Source organism: Propioniferax innocua, from assembly GCF_006716235.1.
GTDB classification, from domain to species: Bacteria; Actinomycetota; Actinomycetes; order Propionibacteriales; family Propionibacteriaceae; genus Propioniferax; species Propioniferax innocua.
Genome location: NZ_VFOR01000002.1, coordinates 707,828 through 726,767, shown reverse-complemented (window position 1 = coordinate 726,767; position 18,940 = coordinate 707,828). Strand labels below are relative to the sequence as shown.

Here is an 18,940-nt window from a genome sequence, read left to right as displayed (position 1 = left end):
GCGGGTGTGAGGAGGCGTGATGGCGTCGATGTTGGCTTTGGCGGCGGCATGTTCCTGGGCCGCTGCGGTGTGGTTGTTGGTGCCGGGGACGCGTGGTGCGCTCGGGCGTCTGGTGATGGAGCGCGAAGGTTCGGTGTGGTTCGAACCGCCGCCGGGGGCGTTGTCGCGTCGGGTTCGGGCGGTGATGTCGGTGGCAGTCGGTGTGATCGTCGTGGTGCTGGTGGGGGTGGGGCCTTTGGTCGGGGCTCTGTTGGGTTGTGGTGCGGGGCTGGCGGCGTTCGTGGGGTTGAGGTTCGTCTCCACCGAGGACCGGGCCGCCCACCGCGAGGAGTTGATGCTGGATCTGCCCGAGATACTGGACTTGTTGGCCTCGGCGTTGGCGTCCGGCGCGCCGTTGCGGCGTGCGGTGCGCATGGTGGCCGATCTGGCCGAGACGCCGGTCACCGAGGAATTGCGGCAGGTGGTGGCGCGTATCGATGTGGGGATGCCCGACGCCGACGCGTGGGCCGCGCTGGCCGATGATCCGGTGTTGGGGGAGACCGCACGGGATCTGGCGCGTCAGGTGGAGAGCGGGACCGGCGTCGAGGAACTGTTGCGGGTTCGTGCCGCGGACGCCCGCACCGAGGCCGTCGCCCTGCGGCAGCGGCGGGCACGGACCGCAGGTGTGCGCAGTGCCCTTCCCCTGGCGGCCTGTTTTCTGCCCGCGTTCGTGCTGGTGGGGATCGTGCCCGCGGTCGCCGGTGCGGTTGTGGCGTTGTGGCCGGGGCTGTGAGTGTTTCTCCACAGGGGCCGGTGGTCTCGAAGCTTCATCCACAGATTCGACGTCGGGCGGATCGGTTCGGGGTCGACCCGTCCATAACGATGGGTGCGGCATCCAAACGGTGCTGCAGGCCCTGCGAAGGAGATGACCATGTACCTCGACCAGACCTGCCTCAACCCCAACCCCGTCCTTGACACATGTGATCACGTCGGCGCTGAGACCGAGACATTCGATCAGCGTGGTATGACCACGGCCGAATACGCCGTCGGAACCGTTGCTGCTGCGAGCTTCGGCACGATCCTGATCAAGATCCTCACCGATGAGCAGGTGCGGCAGGCGCTGCTGCAGCTCATCCTGCGCATCCTCGAGATGATCATGACCGGAATGCCCACCCCGTTCTGAACCTCGATCTGCTGGTGGTCGCCCCGGGTGGATGTTCTGTCCGGGGCGACCCGCATCAAGGAGTCTGACCATGGATGGACGACGTGAACGCGGCATGGTGACCGTCGAACTCGCCGTGGGGCTGCTGGCTGCTGGACTCGCAGTGGCGGCGGTGTCCTGGCTCATGGCGGTGCTGGTGGCGCAGGCACAGATCTTCAACACCGCCACCGAGGTCGCCCGTCAGGTCGCGCGGGGTGATGAGGCGGCAGTGGAACGTGCCCGCGATGATGCGCTCGAAGGGGCGGTGGTGACCGACGAGGTGGTCGATGGCGCAGTGCGGGTGGAGGTGCGCTACGACGCCAATCCGCTGGGCCCGAGATTTCTGACCGTGCCGCTCGTGGCGACCGCAACGGTGGAGGCGGAACCATGATCGGGCAGGTGCGCGATGAGCGCGGTGGCGGCACGATGGTCTCCCTGTCGACGATCGCGGTGGTGACCCTGCTCGGAATCGTCGTGGTCGTGGGCGTGCTCTACGTGGCGGCGGTGCATCGTGCGCGTGGTGCTGCCGACCTGGCGGCTCTGTCGGCGGCGGCCCGGGTCCCCGACGGGGGTGACGTGTGCGGTGCCGCCGAGCGAGTGGCCGGACGCAACGGCGCAGAAGTGGTGGCCTGTGAGACCGCCGGAGACACGGTGGAGTGGGCTGTGCACGTCAAGGTGAAGCTCGGGGTCAAACCGCTGTTCCCCGGGTTGCCGGATCATGTACCCGCCGAAGCATGGGCAGGATCGCCGAGCCTGGGGTGATCCGGGCCTGGGGTGATCCGAGCCTGGGGTGATCCGGGTCTGGGGGTCATCCACCGCCAGCGACGTTCCCGCGGGAACGCCCACGAACGCTTCCATCGTGACGTTGTGCCGTGTCTGCGCGGCACAACGTCAAGGTGGGGCAGGGATCAGGGATGTCTGGGGCCGATGTGGATCCAGACGCGTTCTTCGGAGTCGACGACCTCTTTGCCGTAGTCGTCGGGGTCGCCCCACATGCGGATGGTGACCGGGTAGATGCCGTCTTCGATCGAGCCCAGCTCGGGGCGTGGGCTATTGGTCATGTCCATGCTGTCGAGGACCAGATCCCCGTGGAGGTGGAGGTCGAGGTCATAGGAGTACTCCCACTCCATGACCAGCCAGTCCACGGTCTCGACATCTTGGGAGATGTGGACGGTGATCCTGCCTGCCCTGACTTGTGTGAAGAACATGACAGCCCAGTCGGTGACGAGGATGACATCGCCACTTTGTCGCATGGCTTGACTTGGGCTGTCTTCGAGCGGGGCCTTGCCCCAGCCGAGCCAAGCCGTACGGCGGTCGATCATCAATGTGTGTGTCTGAGGCGCCTCCAAGGGAGGCAATGAAGGTTGTCCATCCGAATCCGTGTGGCATGGAGCTTCGCCCTTGGGGTATTTGGGGCCGATGTGGATCCAGACGCGTTCTTCGGAGTCGGGGACTGTTCCGTCGTAGTCGTCGGGGTTGCCCCACATGCGGATGGTAACCGGGTAGATGCCGTCTTCGATTGAGCCCAGCTCGGGGCGTGGGCTCATGCTCATGTCGAGGCTGTCGAGGACCAGATCCCCGTGGAGGTGGAGATCGAGGTCGAAAGAATGGGTCCATTCCATGGTGAGCCATTCGGGGAGCTCCACATCCTGGGAGATGTGAACGGTGATGTCGCCCAGCGTGACTTGGGTGAAGAACAGGACCGCCCGGTCGGTAACGAGGATGACGTCGTCAGGACTTCTGCTGTTTTGGCTTGGTGTCTGCTCGAGCGGATTGTCGCCCCATCCGAGCCATGAGGTGCCGTAGTCGATCGCCAATTTATGTGTCTGTGGAGTATCAAACGTAGACAACGAATTCATCCTTCTCGAGTACGCGTTGCTTGGAGTACATGCTTCTCAGCTCGTTCCCGCCATAATTATTCGAGTCTTGGGGTATGAAACACCGGCTGGTTCCTCGGCCGGTGGATTTCGGATCCTTCATCTGGCAACTGGGTATCGCTTGCGTCACCACAGGAAGGCGTCCTCCTTGGTAGGTGCTGGCGAATGGGTGCTCATCGCACTCGTAGCCCTTGGGTCGAGGTAGCGACCCGTCGGTCGGACATATGGCGTTGCGGTTCTTCCGGATGGCCTTCGGGTCTGTGAGTCGAGTCAATCGAGACGGGTGGCCTGCGGCGATGGCGGCACGGACATGCTCGTAGTACTCCTTGTTTTTAGTGCTGATATGTAGTTCGGCGTGCCCCATCGCAACGCACCCTTGGGCTTTGGGCTTTCCCATCTTGTTGTCGCATCGCGCGAAACGAGGTGAATCGAAAAAGACGGCGTTGGACATGAATGGGCCCATTTTGGCTCCAGCCATGTAGGTCCCTGAGACCATTCCTTGGGTGCCGGTCTCCAGCGCTGGCTTGTAGGTGTACCGGTGTGTGGATGCAGAGCCGTAGTCCTTGACAAGGATTGGTTTTCCCGTTGTAGGTCCATTGATGTTCATCGCCCATCCATACTGGGCAACCTTGGCGGCTCCCCATTCGTGTATGCGAGTAACCGTGTGCGAGATATCGATTGCTCGTGTGCCATCGGTGGAGACGTTGATCCGAACCACGTGAGTTGCGCCGCCCACGGCTATTTCGTCTGAGTCGAAAACTGCTGAATAAACATACATGAAGGCGCAAAGTTTGAAACGGTCGGTTAGTACTCGGTCAGGGGCGCCGCGCTTGTCGGAGCATTCCTTCGCGTTCCAGTTGTTCTCATTCGGCGTGGAAGAGGCGGAGCTGCGGCGGGTTTCCACTGCGGGGTCGGCGCCCTCGATGGGGCGTAATGAACTGCAGTAGTACCTGCCATCGTCGCGCTTGCTGCAGAGGTCGAGAAAATCGTTGGTTTCAGCCCTGGCTGGGATGGGCGTGATGGAGAAGAGGAGGAGTATGGATGCTGCTATTGACAGTAAGGGGGGCGCATGGCAGCAGCTCAGCATGCTGAGGAAGAAGGTGCTGCAAGTATTGAGAATTTTTGCCAGATGTTCATGTTGGCGTCACGTAAGGGGAAACATGGTCCACCGGTCTCCGCAGATCTCTCACCCGTCCGGGCACAACAACCCCGCGAGCCAAGCGGCTCCTGCTTTGTCGAGGGCGGCGTTGTGATCGGGACAGCGCACCGAGACGATGCACCGTGGGCAGCCGTCGGTGCACGGACAGGCCTCGAGGAGGTCACGTGCGGACTGCATCAGGTCCACCGCGCGCGGCGCGATCATGCGGATGAAACCACCGCCACCGGGAACGAGGTCGTGGATGACGAGCCGTGCCCCGCCCGGGTCGCTCACGGCCACCACTTCGGAGCGGTCGCAGGCGACGAACCCCGGCAGCAGCGCGGTCACCACGTGTTCCAGAGCATGCATGGCGGCGGCGAACCGACCCTTCGGGGTCATGTGCGCGGCCGTGGCCGACGGCAGCTCCCACCACAGCCCCTCGGTGTCGAGGGTGCGCATGGGCCGGTCGACGGCGAAGTTGTCGATCACATCACCGGAGTACTCGTCGAACACCAGGCACTGGTTCACCTGGCTCGTCACCCGCACTTCGCCGAGCCCGCTGGTCCCGACGCCCGCCTCGGCGGTCGATTCGGTGCCGATCACCTCGACCCCGCCCACCGACTGTGCCGCGGTGCGCACCCCCGGCTGCGCGGGTTCGACCCAGGCGATGGGGGAGTCGGCCACATGATCCACCACCTGCCAGGGGACACCCCGCACGACGTGGATGGCCCCCGGATGCACGGTGCGGTCGGCGGAACCGGCATCGACCGTGGCGAGGATCTGGCCGGTCTCGATATCGGTCACCTCCACGCCACCGGGGCCGATGGTGCGCAGGCTGATCGCATCCACGGCGCGGTCGGGCCGCGTCCAGTACCACCCGGTGGGACGCTTCCGCAGCACCTTGCCCGCCACCAGTTCATCCACCAGTTCGCGAGCCTTCGCCCCGAAGAGTGGCAGAGCGTCCTCGGTCAATGGCAGTTCCTGAGCTGACGCCGCCAGATGCGCCGCCACGATGTTGCGGTTGCCGACCCCGACCGGGATCGGCTCGAATGTGCGTGAGGCCAACACCTCGGGGTGATCCAGCAACCAGGCGTCGAGTGGATCATCGGCGGCCACCAGGACCGCCAGAGCGTCCGCGCCGCTGCGTCCGGCCCGGCCGAAACGCTGCCACAGCGACGACAACGAACCTGGATGCCCCGAACACACCACGGCATCCAACCCGGTGATGTCGACGCCCAGCTCCAGGGCACTCGTGGCGGCGACGCCCCGCACCGAACCGTCCCGCAGGCCCTGCTCGACCGCCCGCCGGTCCAGGTCCAGATGCCCACCGCGATAACTCTCGACGCGTTCGCCGGTGTGCTCGGCGGTGGTCGACGCCACCTTCTCGGCACCATTGCGTGATGAGGTGAACGCCAGCGTCTGCCGTCCACGGCCGATGAGTTGTGAGCACAGCACGGCGGTCTCGATGTCGTGATGGTCACGGGGCTGCCACAGCACGGTGTCCAGCGCGGCAGCCGGTGCGGTGGATTCGGAGACCACGGTCACCGCGTCTGGATCCAGGCCGGTCAACGCGGCCACATGCGCGGCGGCGTCGCCGATCGTCGCCGACGCCATCGCCACCACCGGATCGGCACCGTGATGGCGGGCCACCCGCAGCAGCCGACGCAGAACCATGGCCACGTGGGCGCCGAAACCACCGCGATAGTGGTGTGCCTCGTCCACGACGATGTACCGCAGGGACGACAGGAACCCCGACCATCGGCTGTGCGACGGCAGCAACGCCGCGTGCACCCAGTCCGGATTCGTCAACACGTAGGCCGCATGGTCCCGCGCCCACATCCGGTCATCGGTCGAGGAGTCCCCGTCCACCGCGATCGTGCGCCACGTCGGCAACCCGGCCTCGGTCAGGCGTCGGCACAGGGCCCATTGATCGTGGGCCAATGCCTTGGTCGGGGCCAGATACAACGCGGTGTGTGGACGCTTGGCCCACCGGAACCGTGCACGTCCGAGATCCACCTCCGGGGGAGAACACTCCGTGCCACCCCAGGTGGCGGCCAGCACCGGAGCCAGATATCCCAATGATTTCCCCGAGGCGGTGGGGGTGGTCAGGATCGTCGGATGCCCGCCGTGCAGTGACGCCGCAGCCTGCTGTTGGTGCAACCAGGGTCGTTCGACGCCCACCTCGGCGAATGCTGCGGCCACCTCGTCGGGGAGCCAACCCGGCCAAGCGCCGACGCGTCCGGGCCGGGACTCCCGATGCAGATGGGCTCGCGCCCGCACATCGCTGATCAGCCACTCCGGTACCGCCACGTCACCACCTTAGGGGCAGCCCTCAGAGATGCTCCCGACGTGGGAAGCCACAACAACGTCGAACATGAAGCATTCTTCATGCCGTGCTCATGGAGATTTCACGCATGTCCGGTGGACTTCCTGATGAACTCGCCCCGACTTCACGAAGGAACACGATGACCCTGCTCGAATTTCGCACCGCCCCCACCACGTTGACCGAGGAGTTGATGAACCCGGTGCAGGCCGCTTTGGCGCTTCGCCGAGCCAAGTACGCCTATTCCACGCGGTTCGTGTTCGAGCACGAGGATCGGGCTTCGTTCGGGGTCGACACCGACCGCACCGCAGCGCCCGAAACGGGCGACGTCGTGCTGGCACGCGTGGCTGAGGTCGGTCACCACAAGCGCCTCGAGGGTCCGGGTTCGCGTCGGCAGACGCTGTTCATCGGTGATGAGATCGTGGTCGCCTACGGCAGCCGCTATGCCGCCGACCAGTTCCTCGCGACCCTTCCCAAGGACCTCGGGCCCTGCAACCTCGCGGCGGCCGGTGGGCTGGCCTCCGAGGTCATCGAACAGCACGATCGCATCGATGAGGCCACGGTCATCGAGCCCATCGGGCGGGTGACCGATGCTCAGGGAAAGCCGCTCAACCTCCGGGACTGCGCACCTCTCCAGATCGCTGAGGCCACAGCCCCGACCCATCGTGTACCGGTGATCGCGGTCCTCGGCACGTCCATGAACTCGGGCAAGTCCACGACGCTGGCCTGTCTCGCTCACGGGTTGAGCCGCGCGGGTCTGCGCGTCCACACCGGCAAGGCCACCGGGACCGGCTCGGGGAACGACTCGCACCTGTTCACCGACGCCGGCGCGCACCGTGTGCTCGACTTCACCGACTTCGGTCTCTCCACCACCTTCGGGCTCGATTACGGCGAGGTTCGCAATGTGTTCGCCTCACTGGTCGATGAGCTCGCCGGCAACGTGGGCGAGGGCATTCCCGATGTGGTGCTGGTGGAGGTCGCCGACGGCATCTATCAGGGAGAGACGCGTCGCCTTCTGACCGATGAGGTCTTCACCCAGCGTGTGGATCAGGTGGTCTTCGCCGCCGGGGACGCCCTCGGGGCGGTCGGAGGCGTCGATGTCATGCGCTCCCTCGGGCACACCCCGACGCTGGTGTCCGGCGTCCTGACCGCATCTCCGCTGGCCACCCGTGAGGCCATGGCCGCCCTCGATGTCCCCGTGGTGGCGACATTCGATCTCTGTGAGCCGGGGATCGGTACGAGTTTTCTTGCCAACAACCGTGTCGGGGCCTGACGCCGGCGGTCTGCCGCCGCTGTTCACCGGGGTCCGACGGGCCTGGCTGGCCGTGCTCGTCGTGCTGGGGCTCGGACAGGCCGCCATCGGCATGGCCATGGCCTGGGCGATGATTCGGCTGCAGGAGAGCGTCGATCCGTCGACCAGCAGATGGGCGCTCCTCACCATGGTGCTCGCCGCGTTCGCTGTTGGAGCGCTGCGCGTGAACGAGCGTGTGGTCGCTGAACGACTCGGGCAGCACTATGTGCGTGAGGTGCGCCGTGAACTGCTGCGTTCGGTCCTGACGCCCGGAGACTCAAGTTCCTTGGGGATCACGGTGGCCCGCACGACGAACGACCTCACCTCGGTACGCAACTGGGTGGCCCAGGGGGTCGCGCCGATGGTGGTGGCGGTGCCACTCATCGCCGGAGTGCTCGTGGCGTTGACCCTGTTGGATTGGAGGCTCGCCGCCGTGGCTCTCGTGCCGCTGGCTCTGCTGGCGGCGGGGCTGATGTTCTGGGCGCGGGAGGCCTACGCGAAATCCCGGGCACTGCGCCGTACCCGTGGTGCCATGGCCTCCCGGATCGCCGAGACCGTCACCGCCTCCGACGCCATTCTCGCAGCCGGTGGCGGCCACCGGGAACTGCGGAATCTCGATGAGGTCTCTGCCCGTGTTGCCGACCGGGCCGTCGACCGTGCAGGCACCCTCGGGCTCATCAGGGCGACCGGCGTGGTGGCGTCGACGCTGGTGGGCATGCTCGTGGCCGCGGTCGGCACTCTCGGGCATGTGGATGCAGCGGTCATCGTCGCCGCCATGGCCATCGCTGCCATCGCGGCGCCACCGATCATGGATCTGGGCCGGGTCGTTGAGTTCCGTCAGAGTTTCCTGGCCGCCCGGGCCGTTTTGGCGCCGACGCTCCAGCACGCCGCCCTGCGTCGTGCCGCCCGCGTCGAACACCGTGATCGCTCGAGTGAACTGACGGTGCCCGACACCGACGCACTCGTGCACATCCAGCTGCCCGAGCTGCTCGAACGCGCCGTCATCGCTCGGGGCGGGAACCGGTACGTGCTCCAGGGTGATCCGGCGGCCACCGAGCTTGCGGTGAATCGGATCCTTGGGCTGGCGCTTCCCCCGGGCCATCTCACCGATCATGTTCGGATCGCGGGGCTCAACATCGCCGAGGCCGAGAGCCGGGAGACGCGGGAACTGGTGGGCGTCGCAAGGGCCGGAACGGCTTTCGAGCGTGGCCGGTTGTTGCGCGCGGCCCGTTATCGACGCCCCGATCTCGACGCCGATGCGGCTCGCGATCTGCTGTATCGGGTCGGTCTTCCCGACTCTTCGCTGCCGGAGGGCCATCGGACCCAGCTACGACGCGGTGGATCACCTCTCACCGTCGACCAGCGAGCACGGCTTTCGTTGGCGCGCGCCCTCTACGGTGAACCGGAATTGTTGATCCTTGACCGGATCGAAAATGATCTCTCCTCCTCGGGGAAGGACATGCTCGTGGACTTGGTCTGTGAGTATCCCGGTGTGGTGCTGCTGATCGGTTGTGAACACGTCTGTGCGGCGTTGGATCCCGAGCCGGTCTCGGTGATGCACGTCGATGGGGACGTCCGCACCGATCCCACCGATTGGGCTGAGGACGAGGATGCGTCCCGGCCAGCGGCGTCACCTCATCGAGCAGGGTGACTCAGGCGGGGCGGAAGGCCACCGTGTCGCCGGGGGCCAGCTGACCCATCAGGTGGAGATCTTCGGCTCGGACCAGCCCGATCACCGGATAGCCTCCGGTGGTGGGGTGGTCATGCATGAACACCACCGGACGGCCGTCACCGGGCACCTGGATGGCTCCGGTGATGAGCCCTTCACTGCGCAGTTCCTCATGACGCCGCCGTTCCAGCGTCGGACCTTCGAGCCGCACCCCGATCCGGTTCGAACGAGGGCTCACGCAGAACTCCTGCGACACCAATGTCTCCCAGGCCGATTGGGTCAGCCAATCGCGCCGTGGCCCGGGATGGACGAGGCAGATGACGTGACTGGTCGGCACCGAGACCGGGGCGAACGAGATCGCTGCGGGGTTCACGGCCCCCGGATCTGGTCGGCGCAGGTCGATACGGTCCCCGGCCTGCAATGGTTCGGGGCCGAGACCGGAGAGCAGGTCGGTGGATGATGAATCGAACAGTGTGGGCAGTGAGAAGAGCCCGGAGACCGCGACATAGGATCGCAGTCCACTCCGTGGCGCTCCCAGCCGCAGCGTGGTGCCCCGGGGTACTCGGAGCACGCAGTTGATGGCTTCTTGGCGGTCGCCGACGAACACGTCCACGTCCGCCCCGGTGACCGCGACCACCACCGGTCCGGAGAACCGGACGGCCAGACCGCCGAGTGTCGCCTCCACCGTCGGATGGGTCTCGGGGTTGCCGACGAGTCGGTTCGCCAGGCGGTGGGATCTCTCATCGAGAGCGCCCGAGACCGGGATCCCGAGCCCCATGACACCATGCCGACCCAGATCCTGGAAGGTGGCGATGGGGCCGGGGTGGACGACCTCCATCGTGGTGGGCATCGTGCTCACTGCGCATCCCTCCTGTCGGATGATTCCACTGGGAGGAACCGCACGAGGTCGCCGGGTGCCAGCACATTGGGCTGCTCGGAATCGTCCCGCCACATGGGCTGCAGTGATCTGCCGATCAGATTCCAACCACCGGGGGACACCCGTGGGTACACGGCGCTGTATTCTCCGGCGATCGCCACCGAGCGGGGTGGGACGCGGGTGCGTGGATCTTTTCGCCGGGGAAGGTGGAGGACTTCGGGAAGGCCGGTGAGATACCCGAACCCGGGAGCGAATCCCATGAAGGCGACACGGTATTCGGCGTCGGAGTGGATGGAGATGATCTCGTCGCGGTCCATCCCCGTCAGACGGCGGACCTCATCGATGTCGGGGCCGTCGTAGACGACTTCGATCCGGTGCTCGGCCCCGGTGGCCGCCACTTCGTCCGAGGGAGACCATGTCTCGGCGACGCCGACGACGGCCGTGCGGGTGGCGGGGGTGCGCGTCAGCACCATGAGGGTGCGGGCAGCGGGCACCATGTCCTCGACGTCGGTCAACGTTCCGGCATCGACGGCGGTCCGCAGATGTGCGGAGAGATCTTCCACATGTACCTGGGCGTCGAGCTCGAACATCGCGCACGTGGGCCCATATTCGAGCAGACGGAAGGGGCGCTCGGGGTCCATCAGCGCTCCTGCGGCTCGGTGGAGTGCTGCCCCGCGAATGCTCCGATCGTGATTCCGGCATCGCGCAGGGCGCTGTGTACCGCCTTGGCCATGGCCACGGCGCCGGGGGAATCCCCATGGGTGCAGATGGAATCGGCGTCGACCCGGACCAGTTCCCCGGTCACCGCCTCGATGTGGCCGTTGCGGACAAGGCCGATCATGCGCTCGGCAACGACCTGTGGATCATCGAGGACGGCTCCCGGTCGGCTGCGGGAGACCAGTGTGCCGTCGGCGTTGTAGGCCCTGTCGGCGAAGGCCTCGGTGACCGTCCGCAGCCCCGCAGCGTCGGCGCGGACAAGGAATCGGGAACCGGGCAGACCCAGAACGGCGAGTTCAGGGTTGAAAGCTCGGACTGCCCGCACCACCGCCTGCGCCTGCTCGTCATCGCGAACGATGCGGTTGTAGAGCGCACCATGGGGTTTGACGTAGGTGACCCGGGTGCCGTGGGCGCGGGCCACGCCGTCGAGGGCGGCGATCTGGTACAGCACATCGGCCTCGAGCTCACCGGGAGCGATGTCCATCGACCGGCGGCCGAAACCGGCCAGATCGTTGTAGCTCACGTGTGCTCCGATCGCGACGCCACGTTCGGCGGCTGCCGTCACGGTTCGGCGCATCACCATGGGGTCCCCGGCGTGGAAACCACACGCGATGTTGGCACTGGAGACGACATCGAGCATGGCGGCGTCATCACCCATCGACCACTGGCCGAAGCTTTCGCCCAGATCGGCGTTCAGATCGATCGAGGTGGGCATGTGGTCCATGGTGCCGTTCCTTTCACTGGATTCGAGTGGTGATCGTCGGCGGGGTCAGCTGTTCCACAGTTCGGCAAGACCCCCGAGGGACTGGTAGCCGAGCCACAGCGTCAGGATCCAGGCCAGCAACCCTGAGATGAGCAGCCACTTCGGGTAGACGTAACCCTTGAGAAGGTCACGACGCCGCCATGCGACCCACAGGATGATGGTGAAACCGAGCGGAAGGATGAGGCCGTTCAAAGCGCCGGCGAACACCAGCAATGTCGCCGGGGCCTTCCCGAGCACGAGGTACAGCAGCAGACAGAGGGCGGCGAAGCCGACGGTCATCAGATTTCGGGTGCGGTCCGGCGTCTCGGACGAGGTGATGAAACTGATGGAGGTGTAGGACGCTCCGATCACCGAGGTGATGGCGGCGGCCCAGAGGATGATCCCGAACACGGTGACGCCGAGGTCGCCCAGGGCGAAACCGAAGGCGTCGGCCGCGGCATTCTTCTCACTGAGTTCTGCTCCGGCCATGACGGTGCCCAAGATGGCGAGGAACAGCAGCACACGCATGACACCGGTGACGATGATGCCGGTCATCGAGCTGCGGGTGATGGTGCCAGCGTGCTCGGGGCCGGTCTGGCCGGCGTCGACGAGTCGGTGGGCACCGGCGTAGGTGATGTAACCGCCCACGGTGCCGCCGATGAGGGTGGTCACAACGACCCATTCCGTGGTCTCGGGGAAAACGGACTGGCGGAGGGCCTCGCCCACCGGTGGGCTCGTGGTGAAGGCCACCCAGAGCATGAGCAGGATCATCAGTGTGCCCAACACCACCACGAGGCGGTCGAGTGCGGCACCGGCTCGTTTGACGAGAAACACCACCATGGCCACGGCCACCGAGATGACCGCGCCGATGCGTGGATCAAGCCCGTAGGCGGTGCCTTCGGAGGGGATGAAATCGACCAGGGAGGTCATGTATTGCATGCCCATGCCGGTTCCAGCGATGTTGCCGATGTTGAACACCAGGCCGCCGAAGACGACGAGCGCGGCCAGCACCCAACCGAGGCCGGGGCGTACGTCATTGGCGAGGGCGTTGGCGCGGCGTCCGCTGACGCCAAGGACGCGCCAGACGTTCATCTGGACGGCGAAATCGACGATGAGCGACACCAGGATCGCGAACGCGAAGGCTGCGCCCAGCTGCATCGTGAACTGAGAGGTCTGGGTGATGAAACCGGGGCCGATGGCGGAGGTCGCCATCAGGAACATGGCACCCAGCAGAGCGGTCCTGGCTCCCTTCGGGCGCGCAGTGGTGGTCGTTGTGTTGTCCTTCTCGGCGGCCATGGGGCCTCCTCCGTGGTGGGGGGACGCGGCACGACGGGGCCTCCTTGCCGCGCTCACGAACGTTGTGAGTGAGGTCAACGTACAACAGATTGTTGAACAATCCTAGGGGTCAAGGTGTGGAACACTCGCGTGATCCAATGCTTACCGGACGTCCTCCTGTTCTGGGTGTCCTTGGGAACACTGCGGAGGAATGGTCATGAATCCACATCCTGAACCGGTCGAAACCCCGGGGCTCGAGGAGCGATTGCAGGTATCGGCGGTCGATGCGTCCACCGAGGCACTCCGAGTCGCCATCGTGGACGGAGAGTTCCCGGCGGGAAGCCGTCTTGTGGAGATGGAGATCACCGCGAGACTGGGTGTCTCACGCAACACGGTGCGTGAGGTGTTCCGGATCCTGCAGGCAGAACGCCTGGTCGAACGCGAGGCGCATCGTGGGGTGGTGGTGCGCACGTTGACCCCTGAGTCCATCAAGGATGTGTTCGTGGTGCGGCGTCTGGCCGAGACCGGCGCGATCCGGGAGGCCGCGTCGGCCCCGCTCGGCACCCGCGAAGAGTGTTGCCGACGCATGCGCGCTGCACTGGCCGATGCTGGGGCCGCATTGAAGGCCTCTGACGCGCATCGCCTTGCCGCTGCCGATCTGGCCTTCCATGGTGCCGTGGCTGCGCTGGCTGGAAGCGGGCGTCTGGTCGAGGTGATCTCCGCGATCAAGGAAGAGTTGCGTCTGGCCTTCGGCTCGGTGCCCGACCGAGTGGCCTTCCACGCGCCGTACGTGGCGCGTAATGCGGAGATCTGCGAGCTGGTGGAGAATGGGGAGGACGAGGCCGCCGCCAACGTCCTGCACCAGTATTTGATCGATTCCGAGGCGCAGATCATCGCCCTGCTCACGGAGTGATGCCGATACCGGCCGTGCCGGACGACTCATGTGGCGCGTCCTCCATGAAGGAGTCTTCATCTTCCCTTCAGTAGGTTTTCACCACGGGTGGGCAGGATGGACTCCATGAGGATGACGGTGACCGTGGCGATGCTGCTCGCCCTGGCCGGAAGCGGGCTCGCGCTCGCGATGGCGGGGCAGCCTGATCGCGACGACGGTCGCCACGACGGTGTGGTGGTGACCGGGCCGCAGACCCCTGACCCGGAGCAGGGGGAGCCCGCATCTCCATCCCCCACACCGAGCCCCACCCCGACGCGGACTCCGCCGCCCCCGAAGGTGCCCGACTTCAAACCCAACCCCGAGCCGACGGAACCCTCTGGCGGTCAGGGTTCGGGAACCAGCGGCGGTGAGACGGGATCATCGGACACCGGATCATCCGGCTCGGGCACATCGGGTGGCCAGGGCTCGGGGAAACGTGAATCCCGAACACAGGCACCAGCCCCGAGAACTCAGGCCCCGAGAACTCAGGCCCCGCCCCAGAACGTGTGTGAGTGGGATGACGACGGCTGGGAATGCGAGGGCGGGGACGATGATGACGATGACGATGATGGTGACGACGACTGACGCTGCAGGGCGGACCATCGCCACGGAGGCCATGGCGCGTTGGCGAGGCCGGGCTCAGGCCGGATCCACGATCTTGTAGCCGGCTCCACGCACGGTGACGAAGCGGGTGGCTCCGAGTTTGTTGCGCAGCGTCCGGATATAGACGTCGACGATGTTCGACGAACCATCGAAGTCGAACCCCCAGACGCGGGAGAGTAGTTGCTCACGGGTGAGTACCTGCTGAGGGTTGTCCAGGAACATGGAGGTCAGGGCGAACTCGCGGGATGAGAGTTCCACCTCACGTCGGCGGCCGTTCTCGGCGGTGAAAGTGGCCACGCGCGTCCGCCGGTCGAGCGAGAGATCACCGAGGGTGAGCACATCGGAGGTACTCGCCCCGGCGGCGGTGGGTTCCTTGATCCGGACTCGTACGCGCGCGAGCAGCTCCTCGAACCGAAAGGGTTTGCTGATGTAGTCGTTCGCTCCCGATTCGAACCCCTCGACGGTGTCCTCCACGGCCGTGCGGGCGGTGACCATGATGATCGGCAGGTCGGCGCCGAGATCTCGCAGGTTGCGGAGCACGGTGAAGCCATCCATGCGTGGCAGCCCGACATCGAGGATCAGGAGATCTGCCTCACCGGTTGATGCCAGATCCAGTGCCGCTATGCCGTCATGCACAACGGTGCAGGTGTACCCATTCGCGGTGAGGCCCTTCTCCATGAACCTCGCGATCCGCTGCTCGTCCTCGGCGATCAGGATGTGCATGTGCTCCTCACTCGTCGGTGTTCGTCGGTTTGTGCTTTTCGGTCCGTTGGGGGATGACCAGGGAGAAGCGCGATCCCTGTCCCGGGGACGATTCCACTTCTATCCGGCCCCCGTGGGCCTCGGCGATCGCCCGGACGATCGGCAGTCCCAGCCCCGATCCCGGACGCTCACCGGTCGCATCGAGTCGGGCGAACCGTTCGAAGATCCGGGCGTGGTCCTGGTGGGCTATCCCGATGCCGTGGTCGCGCATCGACACAACCACATCACTGCCGCCGGAGTGGCTGCGGTGGTCGACCGCGAGGTGCACCGAGGTGTCGGGCTCGCTGTAGCGCACTGCGTTCGCGGCCAATTGGACGACCGCCTGCATCAGACGCTGCTGATCGACCTGTGCGGTGACCGGAGCCGTGCGATCGAGGACCCACTCGCGGTCACCGACGCGACGGACGCGGGCCAGGGCGTCGTGGGCGAACTCGGTCATGTCGACCGGTGCGAGGCGCACGAAATCGGGTTGACGTGTCTGCGCCAGCACCGACAGGTCGCCGACGAGCCGACCCATGCGGTCGAGCTCGTCGAGCGCGATCGAACGGGATTCGTCGAAGTCCGCATCCTCGGTGGACATCATCTCCACGGTCCCCTGCACGATCGTGATGGGCGTCCGCAGCTCGTGTCCGGCGTCACGGAGGAACTGACGCTGGGCGTCGTAGCCGGATTGGAGTCTGTCGAGCATCAGATTGAACCGTCCGGCGAGGGCGGCGATCTCGTCGTCGGAGTCCGGGACGGGGACGCGGCGGTTGAAGTCGTCCACCGTGATCTCCTCGGTGGCCTGCTGCAATGTCTCCAGAGGGCGAAGGAGCCGTCCGACCGCGATCCAGGCCGTGGTGCCCACGAGGATGAGTGTCACGATCGACACTGCGATGTAGTTGAAGGCCGACTGCCAGATGAGATCGCGCTGGGTCTCTATTGCGCTGGCCACCACAAACGTGCCCTCGGTGGGGTCTCCCTCGACCTCCACTGACGCGATGAGGACGCGCAACTGCCCGTACTTGGGACTCTCCACGTCGATGTACACCGTTTCGCCCGGGCTTCGATGCCGTTTCAGGGCCTCTATGACCTCCGGCGTGGCGAGGTCGAAGTCCTGCGTCTTGGGGCGGAACCGAGGCTCGCCGTTGGTCAGCGCGAGCACCGACTCGTGCTGGCTGGGCACGGCGGCGTCGGTCGCGGCCCGCAGCAGCGAGGTGACATCGGTGAAGGGCTCTTCGTCCTCGCCGCGCTGATCGGCGAGGGCCTGCAACTCCGCAAGTTCCTGATAAAGCTCACGATCGACACGGTCCTCGAGGACGCCGAAGAGGATGGAGAAGGTCAGTGCACCGGCGAGTCCCAACCCGACGGCTGTGAACGTCAGGACCATCATCAGGACCCGTGAGCGCACACTGCGACCACGGCGCGAAGCGGAGGGGCTCGGCATACAGGGAGTCTAGAGTTCACGGCGTGGAAAGCATCATCAACGCCCTCACCGCTGCTGAGTACACCACCGATGCGGTCATGGAGCGCATCGGCGAAGCCGGGCAGCGGGCTCTCAACCGCAACAGCACCATCGCCTCGGACCGTGCCGTGGGGCAGACCGACGACCCGCTGGCGACGCTGATTCGGTTGTTCATCCTGCAGCAACCGCTCGACGTGGCCCGCGTCGCCGAAGCACTTCCGGTGGAGGACGCGGTCACTGCCGGTTTGGTCGCCCGCGATGGAGACCAGATCCGCGCGCTCATTGACGTGCGGCCCTACTCCAGTGATGACGGCACGCGCGCTTGGATCGTCTCCGATCTCACCTGTGGTCTCGACACGCCACCGCCCCCGATGACCGAGGATTACGTGCTGGGGCTCTCCCCGGCGTCCACACAGTTGACGCAGCTCATGGTGCCGGGGCGCTTCGACGCGGCCCTGGATCTTGGCTCGGGCTGTGGCATCCAGTCGGTGCATCTGGCCCAGCGCGCCGAGCGGGTGGTGGCCACCGATCTCAACCCGCGGGCCAATGCGCTGGCCGGATTGACGTTCGAACTCAACGGTCTGGAGGTGGAGCAGCGGTTGGGGTCGCTTTACGAACCTGTGGCGGGGGAGCGGTTCGATCTGATCGTCACCAATCCGCCGTACGTGATGTCACCGCCCTCGGAGTCGCGCCTCACCTACCGTGAGGGCGTCTTCACCGCCGACGGCCTCGTGCATCACATCGTCGCCAACTGCGCCGACCATCTGAACCCCGGCGGTGTACTGCAGGTTCTCGGCAACTGGGCGATTCTCGACCCTGACCGATGGGCCGAACGGCTTACCGAGTGGATCCCCGCCGGGTGCGACGCGCTGATCATCGAACGTGAACGTCTCGATCCCTACGAGTACATCGAGATCTGGCTGACCGATGCAGGATTGGCCGGCAGCGAGGATTTCGTGCCGCGTTACCGCCAATGGCTGGAGTATTTCGACCGACTCGGCATCACCGAGGTCGGTATGGGCTGGATCAATGTCCGCAACAGTGGCGCGGCGATCCCCGAGGTCCGCGTCGAGTCGTGGCCACACGCGGTGCAACAACCTGTTGGGCCCGCCATCGCCGAATGGTTCGATGCCGTCACGCTCCTGCGCGGACGTGGTGACGACGGTGTCCTCGATGCGCACTGGACCCTCGCCGAAGGCGTCCTCCAGGAGACCTTGGGCGAACCCGGAGCGGCGGACCCGAACCACATCGTGTTCCGGCAGTACCGGGGGCTTCGTCGCGCGATCGAGACCGACACCGCCCTGGCCGCCGTGCTGGGTGCTTGTGACGGAGAACTGACACCGCGTCAGATCATCGGCGCGGTCGCTGCCCTGCTTGATGCGGATGCTGACGCGCTCACAGAGGAGCTTGCGCCGAAGCTGCGGGAGGCCGTGATCGATGGGTTCCTCGCAAAACATGCCTCTGAATGAGACGTTGAGGGAATATTTCCCTTTGCGTGCGCTCAGAGCGCCTCGAATGCCGGCGGCCACCGTGCAGGTGAGAGAATGGGGGCATGGAGAGCGGGTTCCCGGTGTACGGCGATGAAGCAGAGCACGCTGACAAACGGGCGAGCGCCCACGCACGTGAGCGGGTGCGGCAACGGCTTGCGCAGGCACGCGACTGCGGCGAATTGACCGTAGCCGAGTACGAGCAGCGTGCGGCCGCGGTGGATGGGGCCTTGACCTACGGGTCGCTCGGTGAGTTGACCCACGATCTCGTCGATGGCAAAGAGCTGGCTGTTCCCACTCGGGAGGATCTGGTGTCGGTGGCCTCGCAGAACCAGACGCCGGGATGGTTGCAGAAAACGCCGCCGATCACCGTTCCCTGGATCACAACCTCGTTGATCCTCTCGACGATCTGGGGCATCTCCTGTGTGGCCTCCGGCGAGCTCATCTGGTTCTGGCCGATCTGGCCGCTCGGCATCATGGCGGCGATCTTCGTGGCTCAGATGGCCACCGGGCAGCGTGGTCCTTCGAAGAAGCACGATGAGGGGCCCGGCCGAGACGATTGATCGAGCGCCCTTGCGTGGGATGTAGGCTGCGCGATGAAATCGCACTCATGACCATTTGAAG

19 protein-coding genes are annotated in these 18,940 nt (G+C 65.7%); 10 read left to right on the top strand and 9 right to left on the bottom strand.

The window, feature by feature from the left end; translation table 11 throughout:
- Window positions 1–19 precede the first annotated feature (19 nt).
- From FB460_RS10110 to FB460_RS10095, 4 genes are all read left to right on the top strand, one after another.
- Entirely contained in the window at window positions 20–772 is a 753-nt protein-coding gene (locus FB460_RS10110) for a type II secretion system F family protein (RefSeq protein WP_142094006.1), read from the top strand.
- A gap of 138 nt (window positions 773–910) precedes the next feature.
- Window positions 911–1,162, top strand: a complete 252-nt coding sequence (locus FB460_RS10105; RefSeq protein WP_142094005.1) for a DUF4244 domain-containing protein — start codon at window positions 911–913, stop codon at window positions 1,160–1,162.
- Between the two features lie 70 nt (window positions 1,163–1,232).
- Window positions 1,233–1,571, top strand: a complete 339-nt coding sequence (locus FB460_RS10100) for a hypothetical protein (protein WP_142094004.1) — start codon at window positions 1,233–1,235, stop codon at window positions 1,569–1,571.
- Window positions 1,568–1,942 carry an Rv3654c family TadE-like protein gene (locus tag FB460_RS10095; RefSeq protein WP_142094003.1) on the top strand — a complete coding sequence of 125 codons (375 nt, stop codon included), beginning with the start codon at window positions 1,568–1,570 and terminating at the stop codon, window positions 1,940–1,942. The genes FB460_RS10100 and FB460_RS10095 overlap by 4 nt, the downstream gene beginning before the upstream one ends.
- A gap of 146 nt (window positions 1,943–2,088) precedes the next feature.
- On the opposite strand, the gene FB460_RS10090 is transcribed toward FB460_RS10095, so the two are convergent.
- The 3 genes from FB460_RS10090 to FB460_RS10080 form a co-directional block, all read right to left on the bottom strand.
- Window positions 2,089–3,030, bottom strand: a complete 942-nt coding sequence (locus tag FB460_RS10090; RefSeq protein WP_142094002.1) for a hypothetical protein — start codon at window positions 3,028–3,030, stop codon at window positions 2,089–2,091.
- On the bottom strand, window positions 3,017–4,144 hold the full coding sequence (locus tag FB460_RS10085; protein WP_142094001.1) for a NucA/NucB deoxyribonuclease domain-containing protein: 1,128 nt from the start codon (window positions 4,142–4,144) through the stop codon (window positions 3,017–3,019). The genes FB460_RS10090 and FB460_RS10085 overlap by 14 nt, the downstream gene beginning before the upstream one ends.
- 99 nt (window positions 4,145–4,243) lie before the next feature.
- A complete protein-coding gene (locus FB460_RS10080) occupies window positions 4,244–6,505 on the bottom strand; it encodes a DEAD/DEAH box helicase (protein ID WP_142094000.1) in 2,262 nt (753 codons plus the stop codon).
- Between the two features lie 155 nt (window positions 6,506–6,660).
- Here FB460_RS10080 and FB460_RS10075 point away from each other — a divergent pair, with 155 nt between their 5' ends.
- On the top strand, window positions 6,661–7,791 hold the full coding sequence (locus FB460_RS10075; RefSeq protein WP_142093999.1) for a DUF1611 domain-containing protein: 1,131 nt from the start codon (window positions 6,661–6,663) through the stop codon (window positions 7,789–7,791).
- The gene (locus FB460_RS10070) at window positions 7,766–9,460 is read left to right on the top strand and encodes an ABC transporter ATP-binding protein/permease (protein ID WP_211345942.1); all 1,695 of its coding nucleotides are present in this window, start codon (window positions 7,766–7,768) and stop codon (window positions 9,458–9,460) included. The genes FB460_RS10075 and FB460_RS10070 overlap by 26 nt, the downstream gene beginning before the upstream one ends.
- 1 nt (window position 9,461) lies before the next feature.
- Here FB460_RS10070 and FB460_RS10065 read toward each other — a convergent pair whose 3' ends face one another.
- From FB460_RS10065 to FB460_RS10050, 4 genes are read right to left on the bottom strand one after another with little or no spacing between them, the layout of a single operon-like run.
- A complete protein-coding gene (locus FB460_RS10065) occupies window positions 9,462–10,328 on the bottom strand; it encodes a 5-oxoprolinase subunit C family protein (RefSeq protein ID WP_142094314.1) in 867 nt (288 codons plus the stop codon).
- A 5-nt stretch (window positions 10,329–10,333) separates the two neighbouring features.
- Entirely contained in the window at window positions 10,334–10,996 is a 663-nt protein-coding gene (locus FB460_RS10060) for a 5-oxoprolinase subunit B family protein (protein WP_142093997.1), read from the bottom strand.
- Window positions 10,996–11,787, bottom strand: a complete 792-nt coding sequence (locus FB460_RS10055) for a LamB/YcsF family protein (RefSeq protein WP_142093996.1) — start codon at window positions 11,785–11,787, stop codon at window positions 10,996–10,998. The genes FB460_RS10060 and FB460_RS10055 overlap by 1 nt, the downstream gene beginning before the upstream one ends.
- Window positions 11,788–11,841: 54 nt before the next feature.
- Window positions 11,842–13,110: an NRAMP family divalent metal transporter gene (locus tag FB460_RS10050; RefSeq protein WP_142093995.1), complete on the bottom strand. Its 1,269-nt coding sequence runs from the start codon at window positions 13,108–13,110 to the stop codon at window positions 11,842–11,844.
- Between the two features lie 196 nt (window positions 13,111–13,306).
- Here FB460_RS10050 and FB460_RS10045 point away from each other — a divergent pair, with 196 nt between their 5' ends.
- On the top strand, window positions 13,307–14,002 hold the full coding sequence (locus tag FB460_RS10045) for a GntR family transcriptional regulator (RefSeq protein ID WP_170210042.1): 696 nt from the start codon (window positions 13,307–13,309) through the stop codon (window positions 14,000–14,002).
- Window positions 14,003–14,107: 105 nt separating this feature from the next.
- Window positions 14,108–14,605 carry a hypothetical protein gene (locus FB460_RS10040; RefSeq protein ID WP_142093993.1) on the top strand — a complete coding sequence of 166 codons (498 nt, stop codon included), beginning with the start codon at window positions 14,108–14,110 and terminating at the stop codon, window positions 14,603–14,605.
- 54 nt (window positions 14,606–14,659) lie between these two features.
- On the opposite strand, the gene FB460_RS10035 is transcribed toward FB460_RS10040, so the two are convergent.
- Together FB460_RS10035 and FB460_RS10030 are read right to left on the bottom strand one after the other, a co-directional pair.
- A complete protein-coding gene (locus FB460_RS10035) occupies window positions 14,660–15,346 on the bottom strand; it encodes a response regulator transcription factor (protein WP_142093992.1) in 687 nt (228 codons plus the stop codon).
- 7 nt (window positions 15,347–15,353) lie between these two features.
- Complete coding sequence (locus tag FB460_RS10030; protein WP_142093991.1) at window positions 15,354–16,811, bottom strand: sensor histidine kinase; 1,458 nt, start codon at window positions 16,809–16,811, stop codon at window positions 15,354–15,356.
- Between the two features lie 23 nt (window positions 16,812–16,834).
- Between FB460_RS10030 and FB460_RS10025 the strand changes: the two genes are divergently transcribed.
- Both FB460_RS10025 and FB460_RS10020 read left to right on the top strand, forming a co-directional pair.
- On the top strand, window positions 16,835–18,298 hold the full coding sequence (locus FB460_RS10025) for a DUF7059 domain-containing protein (RefSeq protein WP_246044359.1): 1,464 nt from the start codon (window positions 16,835–16,837) through the stop codon (window positions 18,296–18,298).
- A gap of 83 nt (window positions 18,299–18,381) precedes the next feature.
- Entirely contained in the window at window positions 18,382–18,879 is a 498-nt protein-coding gene (locus FB460_RS10020; protein WP_142093990.1) for a DUF1707 SHOCT-like domain-containing protein, read from the top strand.
- The last annotated feature ends 61 nt before the right edge of the window (window positions 18,880–18,940 follow it).